Source organism: Nonomuraea sp. NPDC050202 (assembly GCF_040656115.1).
GTDB lineage: Bacteria > Actinomycetota > Actinomycetes > Streptosporangiales > Streptosporangiaceae > Nonomuraea.
Genome location: NZ_JBFALF010000022.1, coordinates 177,750 through 200,015, shown reverse-complemented (window position 1 = coordinate 200,015; position 22,266 = coordinate 177,750). Strand labels below are relative to the sequence as shown.

At 71.7% G+C, this 22,266-nt stretch carries 21 protein-coding genes; 9 read left to right on the top strand and 12 right to left on the bottom strand.

What is annotated here, in order from left to right:
• Window positions 1–447: extracellular solute-binding protein (locus AB0I79_RS41655; RefSeq protein ID WP_357885565.1), on the bottom strand; the 447-nt coding region annotated here is incomplete at its 3' end.
• A gap of 304 nt (window positions 448–751) precedes the next feature.
• Between AB0I79_RS41655 and AB0I79_RS41650 the strand changes: the two genes are divergently transcribed.
• The 3 genes from AB0I79_RS41650 (at window position 752) to AB0I79_RS41640 (ending at window position 5,772) form a co-directional block, all read left to right on the top strand.
• The gene (locus AB0I79_RS41650; RefSeq protein ID WP_357885563.1) at window positions 752–1,768 is read left to right on the top strand and encodes a LacI family DNA-binding transcriptional regulator; all 1,017 of its coding nucleotides are present in this window, start codon (window positions 752–754) and stop codon (window positions 1,766–1,768) included.
• Window positions 1,769–1,889: 121 nt separating this feature from the next.
• Complete coding sequence (locus tag AB0I79_RS41645; protein ID WP_357885561.1) at window positions 1,890–5,501, top strand: LamG-like jellyroll fold domain-containing protein; 3,612 nt, start codon at window positions 1,890–1,892, stop codon at window positions 5,499–5,501.
• A 124-nt stretch (window positions 5,502–5,625) separates the two neighbouring features.
• Complete coding sequence (locus AB0I79_RS41640; protein WP_357885559.1) at window positions 5,626–5,772, top strand: hypothetical protein; 147 nt, start codon at window positions 5,626–5,628, stop codon at window positions 5,770–5,772.
• A 429-nt stretch (window positions 5,773–6,201) separates the two neighbouring features.
• Here the strand turns inward: AB0I79_RS41640 and AB0I79_RS41635 are convergent, their stop codons facing one another.
• A complete protein-coding gene (locus AB0I79_RS41635; protein WP_357885557.1) occupies window positions 6,202–6,480 on the bottom strand; it encodes a cold shock domain-containing protein in 279 nt (92 codons plus the stop codon).
• Window positions 6,477–7,361: a helix-turn-helix domain-containing protein gene (locus tag AB0I79_RS41630; protein ID WP_357885555.1), complete on the bottom strand. Its 885-nt coding sequence runs from the start codon at window positions 7,359–7,361 to the stop codon at window positions 6,477–6,479. The genes AB0I79_RS41635 and AB0I79_RS41630 overlap by 4 nt, the downstream gene beginning before the upstream one ends.
• 233 nt (window positions 7,362–7,594) lie before the next feature.
• Between AB0I79_RS41630 and AB0I79_RS41625 the strand changes: the two genes are divergently transcribed.
• From AB0I79_RS41625 to AB0I79_RS41615, 3 genes are read left to right on the top strand one after another with little or no spacing between them, the layout of a single operon-like run.
• Window positions 7,595–8,098, top strand: coding sequence for a cupin (locus AB0I79_RS41625; RefSeq protein WP_357885553.1), 504 nt, complete (start codon window positions 7,595–7,597; stop codon window positions 8,096–8,098).
• Entirely contained in the window at window positions 8,095–9,927 is a 1,833-nt protein-coding gene (locus AB0I79_RS41620) for an ABC transporter ATP-binding protein (RefSeq protein ID WP_357885551.1), read from the top strand. The genes AB0I79_RS41625 and AB0I79_RS41620 overlap by 4 nt, the downstream gene beginning before the upstream one ends.
• Complete coding sequence (locus tag AB0I79_RS41615; RefSeq protein WP_357885549.1) at window positions 9,924–11,639, top strand: ABC transporter ATP-binding protein; 1,716 nt, start codon at window positions 9,924–9,926, stop codon at window positions 11,637–11,639. Before AB0I79_RS41620 ends, AB0I79_RS41615 begins: the two co-directional genes overlap by 4 nt.
• A 103-nt stretch (window positions 11,640–11,742) precedes the next feature.
• On the opposite strand, the gene AB0I79_RS41610 is transcribed toward AB0I79_RS41615, so the two are convergent.
• The gene (locus AB0I79_RS41610; protein ID WP_357885547.1) at window positions 11,743–12,372 is read right to left on the bottom strand and encodes a CGNR zinc finger domain-containing protein; all 630 of its coding nucleotides are present in this window, start codon (window positions 12,370–12,372) and stop codon (window positions 11,743–11,745) included.
• Between the two features lie 93 nt (window positions 12,373–12,465).
• On the opposite strand from AB0I79_RS41610, the gene AB0I79_RS41605 reads away from it, so the two are divergent.
• Both AB0I79_RS41605 and AB0I79_RS41600 read left to right on the top strand, forming a co-directional pair.
• Window positions 12,466–13,215: a metallophosphoesterase gene (locus AB0I79_RS41605; protein WP_357885545.1), complete on the top strand. Its 750-nt coding sequence runs from the start codon at window positions 12,466–12,468 to the stop codon at window positions 13,213–13,215.
• Entirely contained in the window at window positions 13,212–13,829 is a 618-nt protein-coding gene (locus AB0I79_RS41600; protein ID WP_357885543.1) for a LysE family translocator, read from the top strand. Before AB0I79_RS41605 ends, AB0I79_RS41600 begins: the two co-directional genes overlap by 4 nt.
• 10 nt (window positions 13,830–13,839) lie before the next feature.
• Here AB0I79_RS41600 and AB0I79_RS41595 read toward each other — a convergent pair whose 3' ends face one another.
• The 3 genes from AB0I79_RS41595 to AB0I79_RS41585 all read right to left on the bottom strand — a co-directional run bounded on the left by AB0I79_RS41595 (window position 13,840) and on the right by AB0I79_RS41585 (window position 17,532).
• Window positions 13,840–15,369: an alpha/beta fold hydrolase gene (locus AB0I79_RS41595; RefSeq protein ID WP_357885541.1), complete on the bottom strand. Its 1,530-nt coding sequence runs from the start codon at window positions 15,367–15,369 to the stop codon at window positions 13,840–13,842.
• 91 nt (window positions 15,370–15,460) lie between these two features.
• Entirely contained in the window at window positions 15,461–16,531 is a 1,071-nt protein-coding gene (locus AB0I79_RS41590) for a serine hydrolase domain-containing protein (RefSeq protein ID WP_357885539.1), read from the bottom strand.
• A 254-nt stretch (window positions 16,532–16,785) separates the two neighbouring features.
• Window positions 16,786–17,532: a glucose 1-dehydrogenase gene (locus AB0I79_RS41585; protein WP_357885537.1), complete on the bottom strand. Its 747-nt coding sequence runs from the start codon at window positions 17,530–17,532 to the stop codon at window positions 16,786–16,788.
• 151 nt (window positions 17,533–17,683) lie between these two features.
• On the opposite strand from AB0I79_RS41585, the gene AB0I79_RS41580 reads away from it, so the two are divergent.
• On the top strand, window positions 17,684–18,244 hold the full coding sequence (locus tag AB0I79_RS41580; RefSeq protein ID WP_357885535.1) for a helix-turn-helix domain-containing protein: 561 nt from the start codon (window positions 17,684–17,686) through the stop codon (window positions 18,242–18,244).
• On the opposite strand, the gene AB0I79_RS41575 is transcribed toward AB0I79_RS41580, so the two are convergent.
• From AB0I79_RS41575 to AB0I79_RS41555, 5 genes are all read right to left on the bottom strand, one after another.
• Window positions 18,178–18,804: an AfsR/SARP family transcriptional regulator gene (locus AB0I79_RS41575; protein WP_357885573.1), complete on the bottom strand. Its 627-nt coding sequence runs from the start codon at window positions 18,802–18,804 to the stop codon at window positions 18,178–18,180. The genes AB0I79_RS41580 and AB0I79_RS41575 overlap by 67 nt on opposite strands.
• Window positions 18,805–19,005, bottom strand: a complete 201-nt coding sequence (locus tag AB0I79_RS41570; RefSeq protein WP_357885533.1) for a helix-turn-helix domain-containing protein — start codon at window positions 19,003–19,005, stop codon at window positions 18,805–18,807.
• A 391-nt stretch (window positions 19,006–19,396) separates the two neighbouring features.
• Window positions 19,397–20,413 (bottom strand): DUF4331 family protein, encoded by a 1,017-nt coding sequence (locus tag AB0I79_RS41565; protein WP_357885531.1) that lies wholly within the window; start codon window positions 20,411–20,413, stop codon window positions 19,397–19,399.
• Between the two features lie 12 nt (window positions 20,414–20,425).
• Window positions 20,426–21,325 carry an SDR family oxidoreductase gene (locus tag AB0I79_RS41560; RefSeq protein ID WP_357885529.1) on the bottom strand — a complete coding sequence of 300 codons (900 nt, stop codon included), beginning with the start codon at window positions 21,323–21,325 and terminating at the stop codon, window positions 20,426–20,428.
• Window positions 21,326–21,368: 43 nt separating this feature from the next.
• Window positions 21,369–22,127: an SDR family oxidoreductase gene (locus AB0I79_RS41555; RefSeq protein WP_357885527.1), complete on the bottom strand. Its 759-nt coding sequence runs from the start codon at window positions 22,125–22,127 to the stop codon at window positions 21,369–21,371.
• Window positions 22,128–22,266: the final 139 nt, after the last annotated feature.

Genomic DNA, 22,266 nt, shown 5'->3' with positions numbered 1-22,266 from the left:
CTTGTTGTAGTACAGGGCGAGGGTGTTGGCGCCGATCGGGATGCCGTAGGTCTTGCCGCCCGCCTGCCCGGCGGCCAGCAGGTTCGGCGCGATCGCCGACGCGTCGAGCTTGTTCTCCTCGGTCGTGGTCAGCACCCCGGCCTCGGCCAGCGTCGAGACCACCGGGTTGTCCACGATCAGCACGTCCGGCGAGTTGCCCTGCTGCGCGGCCAGCAGCGCCTTGTTGGTCAGGTCGCTGGTGTCGTAGCCGGTTCGCTCGACCTTGACCCCGGCGTCGGTGCCGCACTTGTCCAGCAGCTTGACCCACTCCGAGCTCTTGTCGTACTGCGGGTACGGGTCCCAGATCGTGTAGGTTCCGCCGCCCGCGGCCTGCCCGGCGCTCGCGGTGCCGGCGTCACTGCCACCGGACGTCGACGAGCAGGCGACCAGCCCGCCCACTGCGGCCACAGCCGCCAGACTCGCGCCGGCCGCACGCCGGCTCCTTGCCGCTGATCTCATTGAGCTGACCTCCGCTGACAGGCGTTACGCGGCTGTTTCGAAACGAAGTCGAATCGGTTCGTCGAATCGGTTCGCCCGAACATAGGCCCGCTCCCCCGCCCGCGTCAATGAGCAGGAGCGCAAGGATGCGGAGATGTTGCGCCGAACGCGCGCGAGAAGGCAGGTCGCCGGCCCGGGACGGGCCTGCGTACCACGGCCAGAACCGATTCGACATACGATGGTCCGCGACCGGCAGGTTCGGACGAGGAGCACGGTGAACATCGGAGAGATCGCCAAGCGGGCGGGCGTGTCGCGCAGCACGGTCTCCTACGCGCTCACCGGCAAGCGCCCGGTGTCGGAGGAGACCAAACGCCGCATCCAGGCGGTCATCGACGAGCTGGACTACCGGCCCAACGCCTCGGCCAGGGCGCTGAAGGAGGGCCGCACCCGCACGATCGGCCTGGTCATACCACCGGCCAGCCAGCGCCTGACCGACATGCAGCTCGGTTTCGTGGCCAGCGTGGTCGACGCCGCCGCCCGCGCCGACCTGGACGTCCTGCTGTCGCCTTCGGGCGGGGAGCACGACCGCTCCTTCGAACGGGTGGTCAGCGGCCGGCGCGTGGACGGCGTCATCCTGATGGAGATCCGGCTGGAGGACGACCGGGTCGCCCGGCTGCTGCACAGCGGCGTGCCGTTCGTGGGCATCGGCCGCACCCGCCGCCCGGAGGAGATGTCCTGGGTGGACGTCGACTACGAGACGCTCATCGCCAAGTGCGTGCACCACCTGGCCGACCTCGGTCACCGGCACCTGGCGCTGGTCAACCGCAACGCCGAACTGGTCGCGGCCGGGTACGGCCCCGGCCACCGCGCGCAGGCCGGCTTCGACCGCGCCGTGGCCGAGCGCGGCCTGCGGGGCGTGCGGGTCTGCTGCGCCGACGACGCCCAGGCCGGGCAGACCTGCCTCCAGCAACTGCTCGCCGAGCACCCGGAGCTGACCGCCGTCGCCACCATCAACGAGGCCGCCGTCGCCGGCCTGTACCGGGGGCTGGCCGAGGCGGGGCTGAGCGTGCCCGGTGACTTCTCCATCGCCGGCGTGGCGGCCCAGCACTGGGCCGAGAGCGTGCATCCGCCGCTCACCGCCGCCGACGTCCCGGCCGACGAGATGGGGGCGCGCGCCGTGGAGCTGCTGATCCAGCGCATCGCCGACCCCGCCACCCCGCACCGCCATCTCCTGCTCGCGCCGCCCGTCTCGCTCCGCAGCACGACCGGCCCCGCCCGCCCCCGCACCTGACGACCCTCTCGGGGGCGTGTCGCGGAGGTTTCCGGCTCTTGACCGCCACCCGACGGGACGCTTATCGTCCAGTCGAATCGATTCGACCCAGATTCGTCCCCCTCCCTGAACGGGAACGCGCATGTCTCAACCCTGGTCCCGGCGGGCCCGCGTACGCCTGCGGCACGCCGCCCTCGCCTCCGCCCTCGCACTGACCGCCGTCCCGGCAGCCGCCTTACCGGCAGGCGCCGCGGCCGTCCCGAACCTCGTCCTGCACTACGACTTCGAAGGCGACCTGTCCGGCGGCACCGTCACCGACCGCTCCCCCTCCGGACTCGACGGCACCCTGGTCAACCCCGCCTCCACCCGCACGGCCACCGGCGCGGACGGCACCCAGGCGCTGTCCCTGCCCGGCGGCCCGACCGGCTCCGCCACCGCCCCCTACGTGTCCATCCCCAACGGCCTGTTCCGCGACCGCCACGCCATGACGATCTCGACCTGGCTCAACTGGTCGGGCGGGCCCGACTTCCAATGGGTCTACAACCTCGGCAAGGACGCCGGCACCGCCACCTTCGTCACCCCGTCCTACGCTGGCGAGGCCACCACCCGCTCCTCCATCAAGCCGGTCAACGGCAACTCCGAGGTGGGCGTGCCCGGCGCCCAGAAGCTGCCGACCGGCCGGTGGGTCAACCTCGTCACCACGATCGACGGCAAGACCATCACCTACTACGCCAACGGCGCCGCCATCGGCAGCACCACCGCCCAGCTCGACCTGGCCGCGGTCATGCACGCCGACGGCAACACCACCTCCGGCTTCCTGGGCAAGCCGTTCTGGGGCGGGCACCCGTTCCTGGCCGGCGACCTGGACGACTTCCGCGTGTACGACGCCGCCATGACCGCCGAGCAGGTCGCGGGCCTGGCCGGCGACCACCTGGCCACGATCACCACGGTCGAGCAGACCACCTTCGAGGTCACGACGTACCCCGAGATCGCGCCGGACCTGCCGGAGACCGCCCAGGCGCAGTTCTCCGACGGCATCCGCCGCCGCGTCCCCATCACCTGGGACGCCGTCGATCCCGGCCGGTACGCCCAGCCCGGGCAGTTCACCGTCAAGGGCACCGCGCACGGCACCGCCGTCCAGGCCACGATCAAGGTGGTCGGCAACGACCTCTCCATCGACCTCGGCACCGAGACCGGCCCCTTCCACGGCGGCGCGTCCGGCACCCTGTACGGCGTCTACGGCGAAGGCGTCCCGAACCGCAACCTCCTCGAAGGCATCAACCTGCGTACCGTCTCCACCAAGGCGCAGGACGGCCCCCAGCACCCGGGCGCCGACGCCCTGGAGGTGGTCAAGCCGCTGGCCGACGCCACGGACGGCGACGTGTACATCTACATGACCGACATCTACCGCGGCTTCCCCTACCAGTGGCCCGGCGACACCCCCGAGGCCCGGCTGGACGACTTCAAGGCCAAGATCGCCAAGCAGGTCGACCAGGTCCTCAAGCTCGACCCGAAATATCAGGACAACATCGTCTTCGTTCCGTTCAACGAACCCGAAGGCAACATGTTCGGCACCGGCCAGTGGAGCTACAACCGGATCAGCTGGCTCAGCGACCCGCAGCACTACTTCAAGGCCTGGGACGAGATCTACGCGCTCATCAAGGGCAAGATGCCGGACGCCCGCATCGCGGGCCCCAACACGAGCGTGCTGTACGCGCAGGTGGAGGGCTTCCTGCGGCACACGGCCACGAGCAGGACCGTCCCCGACGTCGTCACCTGGCACGAGCTCGGCGACCCTGCGCGCATCCGTACGAACGTGGCCAAGTACCGCGGCTGGGAGCGCGCCGTCCTCGGCGACCGGCGGCTGCCGATCAACCTCAACGAGTACGCCTACAACTACCACACCTCAGTGCCCGGCCAGATGATCCAGTGGATCTCGGCCATCGAGGAGTCGAAGGTGGACGCCGACATCGCGTACTGGAACATCGACGGCAACCTGTCCGACTCCGCCGTGCAGGCGAGCCGCGGCAACGGCCAGTGGTGGCTGCTCAACGCCTACAGCCGGCTGAGCGGCAGCACGGTCAAGGTCACCCCGCCGCGCCCGGACGTCAGCTACACCCTCCAGGGCGTCGCCACCCTCGACAGGGCCAAGGCGCAGGCCCGCGCCCTGTTCGGCGGCGCGGCGGGCAAGGCCGGCGTCCGGTTCGACAACATCGACACCGAGCTGTTCGGCACCACCGTGCACGCACTGGTCCAGGAGATCCCGTGGACCGGGCAGCTCGGCGACTCCGCCCAGCCCGAGGTCCTCGCCGAGCTGGACCGGCCGGTGCGGGACGGCTCCGTGGCCTTCGCCTTCGGCGACGCCCTGCCCCGCCTCAAGGAGGCTTCGGCATACCAGATCATCCTCACGCCGGGTGAGGACGCGACCTCCCCCGCCCAGGCGACCAAGCTGTGGCGGGCCACGTACGAGGCCGAGGACGCGAGCCACACCGGCGCGCCCTACCACCGCAACGGCCCCGAGGGCTCACCCTCGGACGTCGCCAAGTTCTACACCTCGGGCGGCTACAACGTCGGCGGCCTGCGCACCGGCTCGACCCTGGCACTCGACTTCAAGGTCTCCGTGCCGCGGGACGGCGCCTACGACCTGTCGGTCTTCGCCAACTCCCTCAACACCTCCGACGCCGTCCGCGAACAGGGTCCCACCAACGTCTTCCTCCGCGTGGACGGCGGCGCCGAGCAGGAGCTGCACCTGCCCCTGGGCTACAAGTGGGTGGTCTGGGACCACGCCGACACGAAGGTCACGCTGACCAAGGGCGACCACGTGCTCACCCTGGCCGCGCGCAGCCTCGACGGCACCCGCGCCACCAAGGGCGACGCCATCATCGACAAGATCGACCTCTCCCTCGCCAACCCGGCGGCGGCCGAGACGATCTACGAGGCCGAGTACGCCACCCTCGACGGCGCCCGCACCGACTACACCCGCAAGAAGGTCTCCGGCCCGGGGCACACCGCCATCGGGAAGGACCAGAGCGCGACCTTCTGGGTCTACTCCCCCGGCGACGGCGAATCCACCCTCAGCCTCGACACCCTCGGCGGCGGCCGGGCCCGGCTCGACGTCAACGGCCACCGCCTCACCGGCGTCAACGCCGGCACCAAGGTGAAGGCGTTCCTGTCCGGCGGCATCAACAAGATCACCCTCACCGGCCAGTCCGGCACGCTCCGCCTGGACCGCCTCCGCGTCGCCGACACCGACGGCACGCTCAAGCCGACGTGGTACGAGGCCGAGTCCGCCCGCCTCGCCGGCACCGCCAAGGTCACCACGCACCCGCTGGCCGGCGGCGGCAAGGCGGTCACCGACATCGGCGGCGCGCCGGGCAACGCCAACACCCTCACCTTCGACGTCACCGCCCCCAGGCCGGGCACCTACGCCATGACCGTCCGCTACTCCAACCCCGAGCAGTCCCCCGCCTCCCACTACAACCCGGACCCGCTGGCCCGCCACGCCGAGATCTCCGTCAACGGCGCCCACCCCCAGCGGGCCTGGTTCCCGCACACCTTCCACGCCGGCAACTTCTGGGAGCAGACCATCCCGATCCAGCTCAGGAAGGGAGCCAACACCGTCACCTTCGGCTCCCAAGAGCTGCCGAACTTCGACGGCGGCACCTACATCTCCGACACCTTCCCCGACATCCTGCTCCGCTCCAGGTACGCCCCCGACGTGGACAAGATCGCATTGACGCCGCTCGCCCGATGACACAGGCCGGGCGGAGCATCACCTCCGCCCGGCCTCGTCACTGCCGGGCGGCTGTTGACCGGTGGCGGCGGCGCCGACGCCCACGCCTTCAGGCCGGAGCGATCTGCCGACCTCGCCCGTGGGGGTGGAGTACTCGCGGACGCCACTCGGCGAGTCGCTGCGCGAGCCGTTCTCGTACCTCTACACCTGGGCGGTCGAACACGCCGACGACATCGGCGCCCGGCAGCGCGCCTACGACGCGCGCTCCGCGAGTGCCCACCCACCCCAGTGACGGTTGAGCGCTTGTCGCCGGCGATCCGGCGGCCAGCGCGGTGAGCGCGGCCAGTGTCAGGCACGGTCCGCGCAGGCGCGATCGGGGCAGGGCAGGTCGTCGCGGGGAACGCGTTGAGCGCATGGTGTCTTCCATCCGAGGTGTCCGCTGACCGGCAGTCGAACACGGCCCGGCTTCGGGGCCGCTTCAGAGCGGCTTCACGCCCGTACGGACCGGGCGCGCCGCGGTCCGGCGGGCCGGGCAGGGATCCGGGCCCGTCACCGCCCATGCGCTAGGGGCGGTCGTGGCGACGTTCAGGGCGGACGACGCGGTGCTGGAGAGCGTCGTCGGGGCGTTGGCGGTGTCCAGCACGCCCAGGATCATCGGATTGCCCGTGTCGGCGGATGTCTGTACCGCGTCCGCCTGGTCGGCGAGCGCTGGCCTGGTGCGTCACAGTCTGCGGACGTTCTCGGCCACGTAGTCGAAGCTGTCCTGCGAGCGTTCGACGAGGTCGAACTCGACCTCCTCGCCTGCCTCCAGAACCCGATATCCGCTCCCGACGATATCGCCGAAGTGCACGAACGCATCGCGATCGGCCGGGAGCGCAGGAGAGGAAATCGCTCCCCACCCCTTCTCGGCCTTGAAGAACTTCACAGTGCCACGCGTCATGATCCTATTGTCGCTGATCACTCGGGGAACGAGGGCAAGAACGAAGTCCAGGGCGGTCACGCCACGTGCGCTCGATCGGCAGCGCCGGGCTGGCCGGGTGTTCCGTGGCTGGGCCAGGCGACGTCGTCAACCGCCAGAAATGGCTCGTGGGCCACGGCCGCGGGGGTCACCCCGGCGAACTCCATGACGTCCCGATGCAGGTGGGACTGGTCGGCGTAGCCGCCGTCCGCCGCGACCCCGGCCGCGTCGTGCCCCGCGGCCAGGCGGTGGACGGCATGGTCGAAGCGGACCAGCTTCGCGGCGCGCTTGGGCGGCAGGCCGATCTGCGCATGGAATCGCCGCCACAGGCGCTTGCGGCTCCAGCCGAGCTCGGCCGCCAGCAGCTCCACCCGGACCAGGCCGCGGCCGGCCACGATCCGGTGCCAGGCCCAGGCCACCTCAGGCTCGACCGGCGACCCCGCCTCACGCCGACGGGCGAGCAACGCCTCGATCAACGCGAAGCGATCCTGCCAGGAGGAGACCTCGCCCAGTCGCTCGCTGATCCGTGACGCCTGCCTGCCCCACAGGTCGTCCAGCGTCACCACGCAGCCGTCCAGCTCGGCCGGGCCGACGCCCAGAATCGCGCGGGCGACCACGGGTGACAGGCGCACCTGAACACAAGCGATGTCCTGGCCTCGCACCCACACCGCGCCGCCGAGCCCGAGCCCGGCGACAAGACTTCCCCGGTGCCGCCGCCCGGCGACGTCCTCGACGACGGGCGGGCCGGCCCCCACGTCCAGAGCCAGCGTCACGGCCGGGTGCGGAATCAGCCGATGACCCTCCGGAGCCGTGCCCCGGTCACGGAAGCCGGCCATGGTGACACCCGTCACCCTGCTGCGCCGCACTGACGATGCGGCGTCCCACACGAGGGCATCGTCACGTTCGCGCACAGTGGACCGCATGCTCCCATGCTAGGGGAGCCGAGCGAGGGGAACATTTGTCCAATCCACCGGCGCGCACCGGCGGCGACAGTTGGGCTCATGACCATTCCCGACGGGACCACGGAGAGCTGGACGCCACGATGTCCAGCATGCGCACGACAGACGCCAGGGGCGAGTGCGGCCCGGCACCTTCCACGGGTCGCGGGCGATCCCGACCCGACGGCTGAAACTCATCGCAGGAACGCCGACGCGGCATGACCGTCACCCCGATCGATCTCTTCGAGTCCTCCATCCACCTGCGCCAAGGCGGCGAGATCCACGCCGGGAGAAGATTCACGGACTCCGGCCAGGACGGCTGGCAGCTGACGGCCTTCCACGCGAAGACCGGCGCCGACGTCCACGCCGACCACTGGGAGGTCCACCCCGAGGCCGAGGAGATCATCTCCTGCCTCATCGGGAAGATCCGCCTCTACCTCCGCCCCGAGCGGCCGGGGCAGCAGGAGGAGGAGATCAGGCTGACGGCCGGAACCGCCGCCATCGTCCCGCGCGGACGGTGGCACCGCATCGAGCTGGACATCCCCAGCACCATCATGGCCGTCACCCTGCCGCGAGGCCGCCGCCTGGAGATGCGGACCGGAGCCTGGAAGCCCACGCCGGCCCGCTCCCATCCTGCCCCTTCATCCACCGCCCCCTCACCTGCCATCGGTCCGGCCACGGGCCGGGTCGTGACGAGATCGACGAAGACCGGAGAACGATGACCACCACCACCGACCTCGCTCAGACGATCGAGCAACCGGATGCCGATTCCGCGGCGGGACAGAGCATGACACGGCTGCTGCGCCCTCATGTGCGGAGTTTCGCGGCCGTGGTGATCCTGCAGGTCGTCGGGGCGCTCGCGGGTCTGGCCCCGCTGCTGGCGGTCGTCGAGCTGGGCCGTACCCTGCTGTCGCCCGGCCCGATCGACCACGCGCACGTCCGGACCACGGTGATCGCGGGTGCGGCCGGCCTGCTCGTCCGGCTGCTGTTCACCGCCGCGTCGTCGGGCATCGGGCATGTTCTCGACAGCCGGGTGCAACTGACGTTCCGCCGGCAGCTGGCCGCGTCGCTGGGGCGCGTCCCGATCGGCTGGTTCTCCCGGCGCCGCACCGGCGAGCTGGCCAAGGTGGTGGGCGAGGACGTGAGCGCCGTGCACCCGTTCATCGCCCACGCGCCCGGCGAGCTCGTCGCCGCGTTCGTGGTGCCGCTGGCGTCGCTGATCTACTTGTTCACCGTCGACTGGCGGCTCACGCTGATCACGTTGATTCCTGTGGTGCTGGCGATGGCGCTGGTCCCGCTGCTGATGCTGCCCGCCAGGACGCGCGAGCAGCAGGACTACGACGCGGCCATGGGACGGATCTCCAGCTCGGTCGTCGAGTTCGTGCAAGGCATCTCGGTGGTCAAGGCGTTCGGCGGAGGCGAGCGCGCCCACCGCTCGTTCCTGACGGCCGCCGACGACTTCGTCAGCATCTTCTCCCGCTGGGTGCGCGGCATGTCCGTGATCGCCGCCGGGATGCAGCTGGCGCTGTCGCCGCCGTTCGTGCTGCTCACCGTGCTGGTCGGTGGCGCGGCGCTGATCACGTCCGGTGGCCTGGCCCCGGCGGATCTGCTGCCGTTCCTGCTGCTCGGGCTGGGACTGACCGCTCCGGTGGCGGCGCTCGGCCACGGCTTCGACGATCTGCAGAGCGCCGGACGCGCGGTCGGCCGGATCAAGGACGTGCTCGCGGTCCGGCCACTGCCCGAGCCCGCCCGCCCGCGTCCGCCGCAGGGGCACCGGGTGGAACTGCGTGACGTCCGCTTCGCCTACGAGGTCGATCACGGGGCCGAGCACGAGGTGCTGCGCGGCATCGACCTGGTGCTGGAGCCGGGGACGGTCACCGCGATCGTCGGGCCGTCGGGAAGCGGCAAGTCCACGCTGGTCCAGCTGCTGCCGCGGTTCTTCGACCCCACCCACGGCTCGGTCCTTCTCGGCGGCGTCGATCTGCGCGAGATCGGCAGCCGGGAGCTGTATCGGCAGGTGTCCTTCGTCTTCCAGGACGTCCGTCTGCTGCGCGTCTCGGTCGCCGACAACATCGCGCTGGCCGTGCCGCGGGCCGGCCGCGACGACGTGGTCCGCGCTGCCCGGCTGGCCGGGATCCACGACCGCATCCTCCAGCTGCCACGCGGATACGACACAGTGCTCGGTGAGGAGGCCAAGCTGTCCGGAGGCGAGGCGCAGCGGATCTCGATCGCCCGCGCGCTGCTGGCCGACGCGCCCGTTCTGGTGCTGGACGAGGCGACCTCCTTCGCCGACCCGCAGACCGAACAGGCGGTCCGCCGGGCCCTGGCGACGCTGAGCGGCGACCGCACGATCGTCGTCATCGCCCACCGGCTGGAGACGGTCGCCGACGCCGACACCGTCGTGGTGCTGGAGGACGGAGCGATCGTCGAACGCGGCAGGCCCGCCGACCTGCTGACACGGGGCGGAAGGTTCGCCGAGTTCTGGCGATCCCATCGATCCGCCGAGACCGAGACCCACGGTGGCGTACTGCGAGGAGACGAGCCCCGATGATCCGAATGTTGCTGCGCGTGCTCGGAGACGAGTACGCCCGGGCGATGCGCCGCACCGTGATCCTGATGACGATCACCGCGGTGGTCGAAGGTTTGTCCTACGCGCTGCTGGTCCCGGTGCTGCGGGCGCTGCTCGGCAGCACGCCCGCGGACGCCGTGCCCTGGCTGGTCGCGTTCGGGGCCGCGGTCGCCCTCTACGCCGTGCTGCGCTACATCAGCGACTTGTCCGGCATGCGGGTCGGGACCACCATGTTGCGCGGCATGTATCACCGGCTCGGCGAGCACCTGGCCCGCCTCCCCCTCGGCTGGTACGACGCCGGTCGCATCGGCGAGGTGTCCGTCCTGGCCGGCCGCGGCCTCCTGCAAGCCATGGGCGTGGCCGCGCATCTGCTGGCACCGTTCATCTCCGCCCTGGTCACGCCGCTGACCATCGTGGCCGTGATGACCGCCTTCAACTGGCGGATGGGGCTGGCCGCGTTGCTCGCCGCACCCGTCGTGGCGGCGATCCAGGCCTGGACGGCACGCGCGACGGCCGCCGCCGACGCCGAGCGTCACGAACGCGACCAGGAGGCCGGCGGGCGCGTCATCGAATTCCTCCAGGCCCAGCCGGTGCTGCGGGCCGGCGGGCGGACCGGCGAACGCTTCCAGCTGCTCGACGACTCGCTGCTGGATGTCCAGCGCGCCTCCCGCCGTACCGTGCTGGCGACGCTGCCCGGCGCCGTGGGGCTGACGCTCACCGTGCAGGCGATCTTCACCGGGCTCCTGGTCCTGGGCGCCCACCTCGCGCTCGGCGGGGACATCAGCGCGGCGGAGATCCTGGCGATCCTGGTGCTGGCCGCCCGCTGCGCCGACCCGCTGCTGTCGCTGTCGGACATCGGCGGCAAGCTTCGCGGCGCGTGTGCGGAGCTGGCCAGACTCGAGACGGTGCTGCGCACCGAGCCGCTGCGGGAACCTCGCGAGCCGATGCAGCCGGCGCACCACGGCCTGGAGTTCGATGCCGTCACCTTCCGGCACGGCGAGCGCACGGTGTTCGACGAGGTGTCGTTCACCGTCCCCGAGGGACAGCGGCTGGCGGTCGTCGGGCCGTCCGGGGCGGGCAAGAGCACGCTGCTGCAGCTGCTGGCGCGCTTCTACGACGTGGACGCCGGCGCGGTGCGCGTGGGAGGCGTGGACGTGCGCGCGATCAGCACCGAGGCGTTGATGGCGCGGATCGCCATCGTCTTCCAGGACGTCTACCTCTTCGACGGCACCATCGAGGAGAACGTGCGCCTGGGCCGTCCCCACGCCGACGAGGCCGACGTGCGGGCCGCGGCTGCCGCGGCACGGCTGGACGAGGTGATCGAGCGCCTGCCCGGCGGATGGGCGGCGAACGTCGGCGAGGGTGGCGCGCTGCTGTCCGGTGGTGAGCGCCAGCGGGTCTCTATCGCGCGGGCGCTGCTGAAGAACGCCCCCATCGTGCTGCTCGACGAGGTGACCTCGGCGCTGGACCCGGTCAACGAGGCGGCCGTCCACGAGGGCATCGAACGCCTGATGGCCGGCCGGACGGTGGTGATGGTGGCCCATCGCATGCGTACCGTCCAACGCGCCGACCGCGTCATCTTCCTCGACGGCGGGCGGATCGTGGAGGAAGGCAGCCACGACGAACTGCTCGGCCACGGCGGCCGCTACGCCGGCTTCTGGAACATCTCCATGGCTCCCGCTGCGCGGGAATGAGCCGGAGCGTGCTGCCGGGGTCGTGGCGGCCGCTCCGGCCAAGGACCCGCCCGGCCGTCCGGCCTCCCGCGAGCCGCTGCTGCTCGGCGCTCGGCTGATCGGCTCACAGCGGTTGCGAGGATCCGGACAGGTCGTGCGCGGCCGTGGCGCTGTGACGCTGGTAGTGGCGTGCCGCCCGGGCGCGGTTGCCGCATGACGGCTTGCACCACTCCTGCCGCCCGTGGCTCTGCACGAAGTAGCGCACGCAACGCGGCGCGTTGCAGGCCCGCAACCGCTCCCGCTGAGGCCCGCTCAGGAAGTCGATGGCGGCCCGGGCCAGGGCCGCGACCAGCCGGACGTTCGCGTCACGCTCGGCCGACAGCACCCCCGCCCGCGGCGTCCCGCCGGCCGGCCAGTCGAGCTGCGGGACGATCGCCTCGCGGGCGGCCGCCGCGTTGAGCCGCGCCAGCGCCTGCTCGGCGGGCATCAGCCGGCCGGCGTCGGCCCTGCTCGGCGGTGCCGGGCTGACCGCCTGCGCGAACAGGGCCCGCACGGCCCGGCGCAACTCGACCAGCTCGCTCCTGAGCCCTTCGTCCATCGTGAGCCCGGCAAGGTCGACGTGGCCGGCCAGCAACTCGGCCTGCTGGCCGATCCAGGAGGTCGCGCTCCGCAACGTCGCCAGGTCGTCCGCGACACCGCCGTTGCCGTCGTGACGGATCGTGCTCGCCAGTTCCAGGGCCGGCCACCGCTCCATTCGAACCTCCTGGTTGCTTACGTCCCCTCCATACCTTATGTTCCTAACGCTAAATCAGATTTATCCATTAGACACCCCGCAGGAGATCGCACGATGACAGTGCTGCTGGCTCAGATCAGTGACCTGCACCTCGACGGCACCGACCGGGCGACCCGGCGCGCCACCCAGGTCATGGACCACCTGCGGGCGCTGCCCCGCCCCGTCGACGCCCTGCTGGTCACCGGCGACATCGCCGACCACGGCGAGGAGGCGGAGTACGAGCAGGCCGCCGAGCTCCTGGCCGCGCCCTTCCCCGTGCTCACCTGCCCCGGCAATCACGACATCCGCTCCGCCTACCGCAAGGCACTGCTGCGCCGGCCACCCGGCGCCGGCCCCATCAACCGGGTCCACCACATCGCCGGCACCGCCATCCTGATGTGCGACTCCACCATCCCCGGCCACGACGAGGGCCGCCTGGACCCCGGAACCCTCGCCTGGATGCGCACCACCCTCGACGGGCTCGCCCCGGACACGCCCGCCCTGATCGCCTTCCACCAGCCGCCCGTCGAGCTCCACCACCCGCTGCCCGACTCCGGCCGGCTGCAGGAACCCGACGCCCTCGCCGCGCTGCTCCACGCCCACCCCCAGGTCGTGGCCGTGCTCACCGGCCACGCGCACACCGCCGCCGCCTCCACGTTCGCCGGCCGCCCCCTGATCGTCGGACCGGCCGTCACCTGGACCCTGCGCCTGCCGTGGGAGGGTGACCAGCCCGCCGACCGCGAGCAACCGCCCGGCCTCGCCTTCCACGTCCTGGACGGCGACCGCCGCCTCACCACGCACTACCGCGTCGTGCTCCCGGCATGATCCACCCGTACGGGGTCGCCGCGTTCCTGCTGGCGATCCTGCCCATCATCGCCACTCCCGGCGCCAGCCTGACCCTGCTGATCCAGCACGTCACGGCCGGCGGCCGCCGCCAGGCTCTCCCGGTCCTCCTGGGTACGGTCACCGGCCTGTACGCGCACGCGACCCTGGCCGCCGCCGGCCTGTCGGCACTCGTCATGCACTCCAGCCAGGCCTTCACCGCCGTCAAACTCCTCGGCGCGGCCTACCTCGTCGGCCTGGGCCTGTGGACCTGGCGCTCCACCACCCTGCCTCCGTCTCCCACGCTCACGGACCAGCCGAAACGGACCGGCTCCGTCTACACCCAGGCCCTGCTCGCGAACGTGCTCAACCCGAAGGCCGCCTCCATCTACCTGACCTTGGTCCCGCAGTTCGTCCTCTCCGGCCGTCCCGTCGGCGGGCAGATCCTCACCCTGGCCACCGCCCACGCCCTGCTGATGGCGGTGTGGCTGCTGACCTGGACGGCCCTCATCCACCGAGGGGCACACCTCGTTCGCCAGGCCCGCTTCAAGCGTGCGGTCGGCAGGGTGGCCGGGGCCGCGCTCGTCATCCTCGGCGTCCGGGCCGCCGCGACGTAGGCGTGGCGGATCACGGCGTCGGCACCTTGGCGCCGGGGCAGCCCCGGTCGATGCGGCCGGTGGTGAAGTAGGCGACCAGGTCGGCGGCGCATTCGCGCAGGGCTGAGGAGTGCGCGTCGTCGTCGACGGTGTAGATCCTGCCGCCGATCTCGGCCTGCATCTGGGCGGCGTACTCGTAGGCGGACATGAACTCGTAACGGTGCCCGGCCAGGACCAGCGACCCCTCGCCGTGGCGCAGCCGGGTCGTCTGTGCCGGCAGCGGCCAGCCCGCGCAGCCGGCGCCGAAGTAGGAGGCCCGGCCGGTCACCGGATTGCTCTTGAGCAGCTTCTGGTAGGCCTTCCAGGCGGCGGAGAAGCTGAGCCGGCTGTGGTCCTCGTTGCACTTGACCGCGCGGTTCATCGTCATGTTGACCCACTCCGTCGCGCCGGGGACGGGCGCGGGCTGCCGGGCGCCGAAGAGCTGCTTGACGGCGGGCGGCGCGGTGCTGCCGCTCGCATCCCGCAACTCGGCGAGCGCCCTGCCCGCCTGCGGCCACTCGCGTGAGGTCCTGGCGGCCAGTTGGGCGATCGCGCCACCGTCGAGGGGCGTCCTCAGGTCGGTGAAGGTCCTGGGGTTCCGGTCGTGGTCGCGGCCCAGTTCCAGGACGGTGGCGCGGACCTGCCGTGCGGTGGTGCCGAGGCCGAAGGTCTTGTGGTGGCGGGCGAGCCAGGCGGCGAAGCGCGGGAAGTTGCGCTCGGTGGCCCGCACGCGGGTCTCCTCGTGCTTGGCCAGGCTGTTGCCCGGGCCGGCGACGCTGTCGAGGAAGACGCGGCCGGTCCGGTCGGGGAAGAGACTGCGGTAGACCGCGCCGAGCCAGGTGCCGTAGGACACGCCGAGCAGGTTGAGCTTCGGCTCGCCCAGCGCGGCCCGCACCGCGTTGAGGTCGCGGGCCACGTTCACGGTGGTGAGCCGGCCGAGGAAGGCGGGATCGGTCCGCCCGCAGGCCCTGTTGCCGGCGGCCTCGGCGTCGTAGTTCCGCTTGGCCGCCGCCTTCGTCAGCGGCCCGGCGCTGCCGCCGATCTGGCCCGAACCCGCGCAGTCCACCTTGGTGCTGTAGTTCACGCCGCGGGGGTCGAAGCCGATGAGGTCGAACCGCTCGTTCAGCCTCGCGCTCTCCTGGTTGTTGAGCGTGACCCGGAGCGGGTCGAGGTAGCCGGGCTGGCCCGGCCCGCCCGGGGCGACCGCGAGCGCGCCGAGCCGGTGCTCCTGGTCCGCGGCGGCCAGCCGGGTGACCGCGATGGTGATCTGCCGGCCGTCAGGGTCGCCGTAGTCCAGCGGGACGCTCACCGTCCCGCATTCCAGCCGCTCCAGCAGGGTGCGGAACGCCGCTGCCTGCTCCTGGGGATAGCCCATGCCGGCGATCGCCGCATCGGAGTAGGACGGGCAGGCCTTCCAGTCGACGGCCGGATCGGCCTGGTCGGCGGCGGCGGTGCCCGGTACGGCGGCGCCCACCATCGCGCAGCTCAGCACGCCGAGGCGCACCCTGGTCCAACGTTTCACGACAACACTTCTTTCCTGGTCGGGGCAGAGGGGGAGATTCGCCAAGGCCACCGGCGGGCCGCGTGAGGCGTGGCCGCCGGAGGACTCTGGGTCATCGGCCGGGGCAGAGCACGGCTTCGGCGGCCTTGGTGGTGGCGTCGCCGACGGCCATCGCCTTCTCGTTGTCGATCTTCAAGGTGGCGGCGATCGCGAACTGAATCCGGCCGTCGGTCGAGGAGAAGGTGGTGGAGCTGATGCCGGGCAGGCCGCCGGAGGCCGAGGAGACCGTCCCGCCGCACAGGTCGGGGAACGGCCGCGGCAGCTGTCGCTGCAGGTCCTCGGGAACCAGCTTGCCGTGGCTGAGCGCGCGGTAGAAGGCGCTGACGTCGTGCGCGGTGGAGATGGCCCCTTCGGGGGCGCTGGTGGCGTTGAGCCGGTCGACATCGCGCGGCCGGCCCTGGGCGTCGGGGTAGTAGCCGTGCCCGTGCGGGCCCCTGATCTGGTCGGACACCTTGGTGGCCAGATAGGTGTGCTTCATGCCGAGCGGGGCGAACAGGCGCCGCTGGAACTCGGCGGCCCGGTCGTGGCCGGTCACCTTCTCGATGATCATGCCGAGGAGCACGTAGTTGGTGGTGGAGTAGCGGTATTTCCCGAGCTCACCCTGCGGCAGAGCACGTGCGGCTCGCACCAGGTCGATCGGCTGGTAGGCGGTGGTGAAGTCGAAGACATCGAACTTCCCGCTCTCGGCGAAGTCGGGGATGCCGGAGGTGTGCCGGATCAGATCCCGCACGGCGATCTTCCCGGCCCCGTCCCCATACACCCCGGGCAGGACGTCACCGAGCTTGTCGTCCAGGCTGAGCTTGCCCTCCCCGACCAGTTGCAGAACGACCACGGCCTCCATCAGCTTGGTCTGGGACGCGATGCGGTAACGCGAACCCGAGGGGATACGCCCGCCCTTGCCGCCGAGCAGGCGCGAGCCCGCCGTCCCCCTGCCCATCCGCTTGCCGTCGACGTACACCTCACCGATGGCCCCCACCACGCCATCGATCCTCGCCAGGCCACTGATCGCCTGCTGGACGTCCCCCAGCTTGACCGGCTCGGCGGCAGCGGGTACCGGTACGCCGAATGCCAGCATCGCGCAGGCCACCCCGGTGGCCAGGCCGGCAGTCGTGCCACGCCTCATCGATGTGATCCTCTCGCTACGGAATTTCGAGGGTGACCACATCTACCGACCGGCACCTATCGGTGACCGATCGACGGACCATATGCCTTCCATAGGGGCGTTGCGATAGCTCTCTCATCGAGACGACCTTCATCGACGAGGAGAGCTCCCGGCGTGTGCCACGCCGGGGCAGGCGCTGAACCGGCCCCGGCGTTTTCTCAGACCGCTGACCGTTTCTCAGGCCGCTGACCGTTTCTCAGGCCGCTGACCGTTTCTCAGGCCGCTGACCAGCCGCCGTCGACCGGGACGATCGCGCCGTTGACGAACGAGGCCGCGTCGGAGGCGAGGTAGAGGGCGGCGTCGGCCATCTGCTCGGGCTGGGCGAGGCGCTCGCCGAGGGCGAGCACGGGGCCGAGGCGGGCCGAGCCGGTCGGGTCGAAGGACGCGCCGTTGGCGATGTTGGTCATGGTGGGGCCGGGCAGGATGGCGTTGCAGCGGATGCCGTCCTTGGCGTAGGCCCAGGCCACGCTCTTGGTCAGGCCGACGACGCCGTGCTTGGAGGCGGTGTAGGCGGCCCCTGCCGCGCCGCCGCGGATGCCCGCCTCGGAGGCGGTGTTGACGATCGCGCCGCCGCCCTGGCGCAGCATGTGCGGCAGGACCGCGTGAGTGACCAGGAACGTGCCGGTCAGGTTGATCCGCAGGACGCGCTCCCACTGCTCGACGGGGATGTCGGCGGGCAGGGCCATGGTGTCCATGATCCCGGCGTTGTTGCACAGCACGTCGATCCGCCCGTACGTGCCGATCGCCGTCTCGACCAGCGTGGCGACCGAAGCCTCGTCCCCGATGTCGGCGGTGGCGGCGACGGCGGCGCCGCCGAGGTCGGAGGCGGTGCGTCCGGCGCTGTCGGCATCGATGTCGCAGACCACCACGCGGGCGCCCGCCTTGGCGAAGGCCACGGCCATCGCCCTGCCGATGCCGGAGCCGGCGCCCGTGACGAGGGCGACGCGGTCGTCGAAGGTCATGGTCAAAGGGTGTCCTTTCGATCGGGCGTGACAGGAGGACATCGGTGACGTTTCACGGCACAAGCGCGCGGCGGACCCAGACGCCTGCCTTGCCGGGCGCACGGAGCCTCAGACAACCGGACTCATACGTCCGGTTGGTACCCTAACCGTTGTGACTGCCGCCCGTCGACCCAACCGAGGCCCGAAAGCCGCAGCGCACAACCGGGCCGCGTTGATCGCGGCGGCACGCGACGCCTTCGCCGCCTCCGGATACGACACCTCGCTCACCGACGTCGCGCGGGCGGCCGGGGTCGGGCAGGGCAGCCTCTACCGCCACTTCCCCGACCGCCTCAGCCTCGCCCTGGCCGTCTTCGAAGAAAGCATCGGCGAGTTGGAGGCGCTGGCCGCCAAGCCCGGCACCACCCTCGACGAGGTGCTGGCCCTGGTCACCGAGCAGGCCATCGCCTCGACCACGTTCGTCCGCCTGGTCACCATGCCCCCGCAGCCCGACCCGCGCATCATCGAGCTGCGCGAACGCGTGCAGCGACTGCTGGAGGGCGGGCTCGCCGAAGCCCAGCGCGCGGGCCGCGTGCGGGCGGAGGTGACGACCCACGATCTGCTTCTCGCCATCGGCATGCTGGCCCTGCTTCTCGCCGAGCTTCCCGATCAGACCGAGCGCACGGAGGCCGCCGAGCGGATCTGGCAGATGCTCCGGCACGGCATCGAGACCTGAGCCGTGACGACGCCGTCACGTGATGGGCGGCACGCCCGAGCAGAACGCTCGCTGGCGGGGCTGTGAGCAGGGCTGCCGGCGGGGCCGAGCACGGTGCGCAGGCGGTCGATCTCGGCGGTACGGGCGGTGAAGGCGTCGGTGTCGGCGGGCAGTTCGGCCGGCAGGCACGGCTTGCTGACCGTGACCTGCTGGGCCGGGGAGGTCAGGTCGAGGATGGGGTCCTTGACCAGGACGGCCTGGTGCAGGCTGCGTAGTTCGGCGCCGGGTTCGATGCCGAGTTCGGCGATCATCACCCGGCGGGTGTCCTGGTAGGCGGCGAGCGCCTCGGATGGGCGACCGGCGCGGTACAGGGCGAGGATGAGCTGGGCGGCGGGGCGTTCGCGCAGCGGGTGGGCACGCACGTGCACGGCCAGGTCGGCGGCCACCGCATGGTGGTCCCCTGCGGCGAGGCGGAGATCGGCGTGGTCCTCCAGGACGGCCAAGTGCTCTTCTTCCAGGCGGGTGGCTTCGATGCGCGCCCAGGGGGCGGTCAGTTCGGCCAGCGGCTCGCCTCGCCACAGCTACAGGGCTGCGCGGAACAGGGTGTCCGCGGTGGCCGTGGCCCCCTGCCTCTGGCCGACGCGGGCGCGTTCGGCCAGGCGCAGGAACAGGTGCGCGTCGATGTGGTCCGGTTCGAGCGCGAGCCGGTAGCCGCCGGGCACGGTCTGGATGATCTCTTCGGTGGCGTGGGTTCCGAGGGTTCGGCGTAGTTTGGAGACCACGATGTGGAGTTGTGATGATCGCGCACATTCGCGGCGATGACGGATGGAACGCCGTCTTCGTTGCCGATCAACAAGGGAGATCACGACCGAACTGCCCCCGCGTCCGTGCCGGCATGCGCCTGCGCAACCCGCCGGGCTTGGGCCCCGGGGAATGGGGTAGCCCGTGGCGATAGGTGCTGATCATGGTCTTGGCCGGCTGACCGTCACGACGGATTGCGGCTCATCGCCGGCGTCAACGGCAGAGCATCCTGCCACCCCCGGAAGGGAAAGCGGCGACGATCGCGGCCGCTTTCCCCGGGGTGGACGACCCCCTTCCTCGTAGCATCCGTGCCTGGGCAGCCGAAGGCGCGGCAGAACTGGTGGCGGCATGAGGGGCGCGGACGGCTTCGGTTCAGGCCGGGATGACGTAGGGGAAGGCGCCGGCGCGCTGCCCCGCGGCGACGGCCGGCGTGAGGCCCGAGGGCACGGCGGTGCCGGTGACGAGGGACAACATGACCTCGGGCGCGTTGTCGGCCGGCGGCCGGCCGTTCCGCGCGGCGAAGCCGAACGTCGCGGGCGTGCCGACCACGTATGGCAGGACGTCGGGGAACAGCTCCCTGGCCACGGTCCGGCCGTAGCCTCCGGGGTCGCCGGTGGCTCCGGCGGCGACGGCGGCGACGAGCCCGGCGAGGTGCTCGCCGTCGGCGGGGAAGTCCTGCGACGGGTGCCGGGTGTTGGCCGGGTTGGTGAAATCCGTGTCGCCGGGCCAGAAGATCGGCCACATCATCGGGTACCCGGCCCGGTTGATCTGCCGCCAGCCGCCGGCGTCGGTGGCGAGCTTGGTCGCGCACCACACCCCGGTCCGCGCGCCCGGGCGCAGGAGCGGATGGGAGTGCGGCACCTCCAGCACGATGGACTCCACGGTCGTGCCGGCGAAGCTGTTCTGCGCGTCCTCCGGGTTCCAGGCGGCCAGGTCGGGGACGGTGCCCCCGGCGACGGCGCCGTTCACGAGGGCCAGCAACGACAGGTCGATGTAGAACGGGTCGGCGGCGCGCCCCGCCCACAACCGGATGCCGTTGGCGGCGCACGGTTCCCCGGTCCTGCCCTCCAGCACCGGCTCTCCGGGGGCCGTGTCCTCCCGCGCGGCGGCGCCGGTCAGCTCGTGCAGGCGCAGCGCCTGCCGCCCGTCCCGGTCCGGCGCGCCGAAGGAGATCCGGTAGGTCAGGTCCTCGAAGGCGGCGCCGTCGAGGTGCACCATGAACTCGTAGCGCGCCTCCGGGTGGAAGCCGGGGCGTGCGTAGACGCCGGTGATGTCGGAGTTGACGTCCATGACGAACACCGTGCTGCCCGGCCCGGCGAACACGTACAGGTCGTCGATGAACAGCTGGCCGTTCTGCGCCGCAAGCGGCGTGTCGAGATGGTGAGACATGAGCAGGTCCTCCTAGGAGAGAGCGGGGCCGAGCAGGTCCTCCAGCTCGACCCGCCGGTAGAACTCGCGCCGGACCAGGTCGCCGACCCGGTTGACGGTCTCGGCGCCGTCGTCGGCGGGGTCGATGTGCACCCGGAACGGCCGCCGGCCCTTCGGGGTGCCGACCACCCGGACGATGACGCGGGCCACCTCCGACGGGTCGGCGTCCGCCGGGGCCAGGTCGGCGAGCTTGGCCGCGACCTGGGGCATCAGGTCGCCGTAGAGCTCCTCGTAGGCCGCCGCCACGTCGTGGCCGGCCGGGTGGCCCGCGTTGGCGAAGTGGTTGGTGCCGGTGGTGAACGAACCGGGGACGACGATGACGGTGTCGATGCCGAACCGGGCAAGCTCGGCCGCGTACGAGACGGCGAGGGAGTCCTCGGCGGCCTTGGCCGCGAAGTACGGGCCCAGGTACGGCGGGGTGCCGCCCCTCGTGCTGCTGGAGCCCACCCAGACCACCAGCCCGTCCCGCTGCCCGCGCAGGTGCGGCAGCACCGCCCGGTTGAGCCGCTGCGTGGAGACGGCGTTGGTGTCGTAGACGCTCGCGAGCTGCTCGGGCGTGAACGCCTCCAGCGGCCCGAGGACCATGTGCCCGGCGTTGTGCACCACGACGTCGATCCGGCCGTGCTCGGTCACGACTGCGGCCACGGCGGCGTCGACGGACTCCTGGCTGGACACGTCCATCTCGATGGGCCGCAGGTCCACCCCGTGGGCCCGCGAGTACTCGGCGGCCTCGCGCGCCGCGGCGGTGTTGCGGCCGGTGATGTCGCGCATGCCGGCGTAGACGACATGACCGGCGTCGGCCAGGCCGCGGACGGTCATGGCGCCGAAGCCGCTGGAGGCGCCGCTGACAATGATGATCTTCTTGGACGTCATCTTCCTGCTCCTGTGTTGTCTTGTCGGATTGCGTCGGCGGGCGTCAGACGACACCGCCGTTGGCGTACAGCACCTGGCCGTTGACCCAGCGGGCCGGCCCGGCCAGGAACGCCACGACCTCGGCGATGTCGGCGGGGACGCCGAGGCGCTCCAGGGGCGCCATCCCGGCCAGGCGATCGATCGACGCCTGGTCCTTCCCGTCGAGGAACAGCGGGGTGGCGGTCGGCCCGGGGGCCACCGCGTTGACGGTGATGTCCCGCCCGCGCAGCTCCCTGGCCAGGATCAGCGTCAGCGCGTCCACCGCGCCCTTGCTGGCGGCGTAGGCCGCGTACGACGGCAGGGCGATCTTCACCATCGACGAGGAGAAGTTGATGATCGCGCCGCCGGACCTGACCCGGCGGGCCGCCTCCCGGCCGACGACAAAGGTGCCGCGGATGTTGATGCGGTGCATGCGGTCCAGGACCGCGAGGTCGAGCTCGGCGACCGGCGCGAGCACCATGATGCCGGCCGTGTTGACCACGACGTCGACGCCGCCGAAGGCCGACACGGCCGTCCCGAACAGCGCGGCGACCTCTTCCTCGTCCCCGACGTCGGCGCGGGCGGCCACGGCGCGCCCGCCCCCGTCGATGATCGTCTTGGCCAGTGCCTCGGCCTCCGCCGGCCGGCCGGCGTAGCCGATCACGACGGCGTACCCGTCGTCGGCCAGGCGCCGGCAGACGGCCTGGCCGATGCCGCCTGATCCGCCCGTCACCACCGCCACCCGGTCGCCTGCCGCCGGGTTGCCCTGCTGCTGATCGTTCATGGGTCGCCTTTCTGCGCCGCCCGCCGCGGCGGGACGGTCCTCGCTCGGAACGCGTCCATCGTGTTCCCGGCGGCTTCGAGCCCTCTTCTGCCAGATGACCTGGCCGGTTACCGGTCAGCGGCGCGTCGCCCTGCGCCGT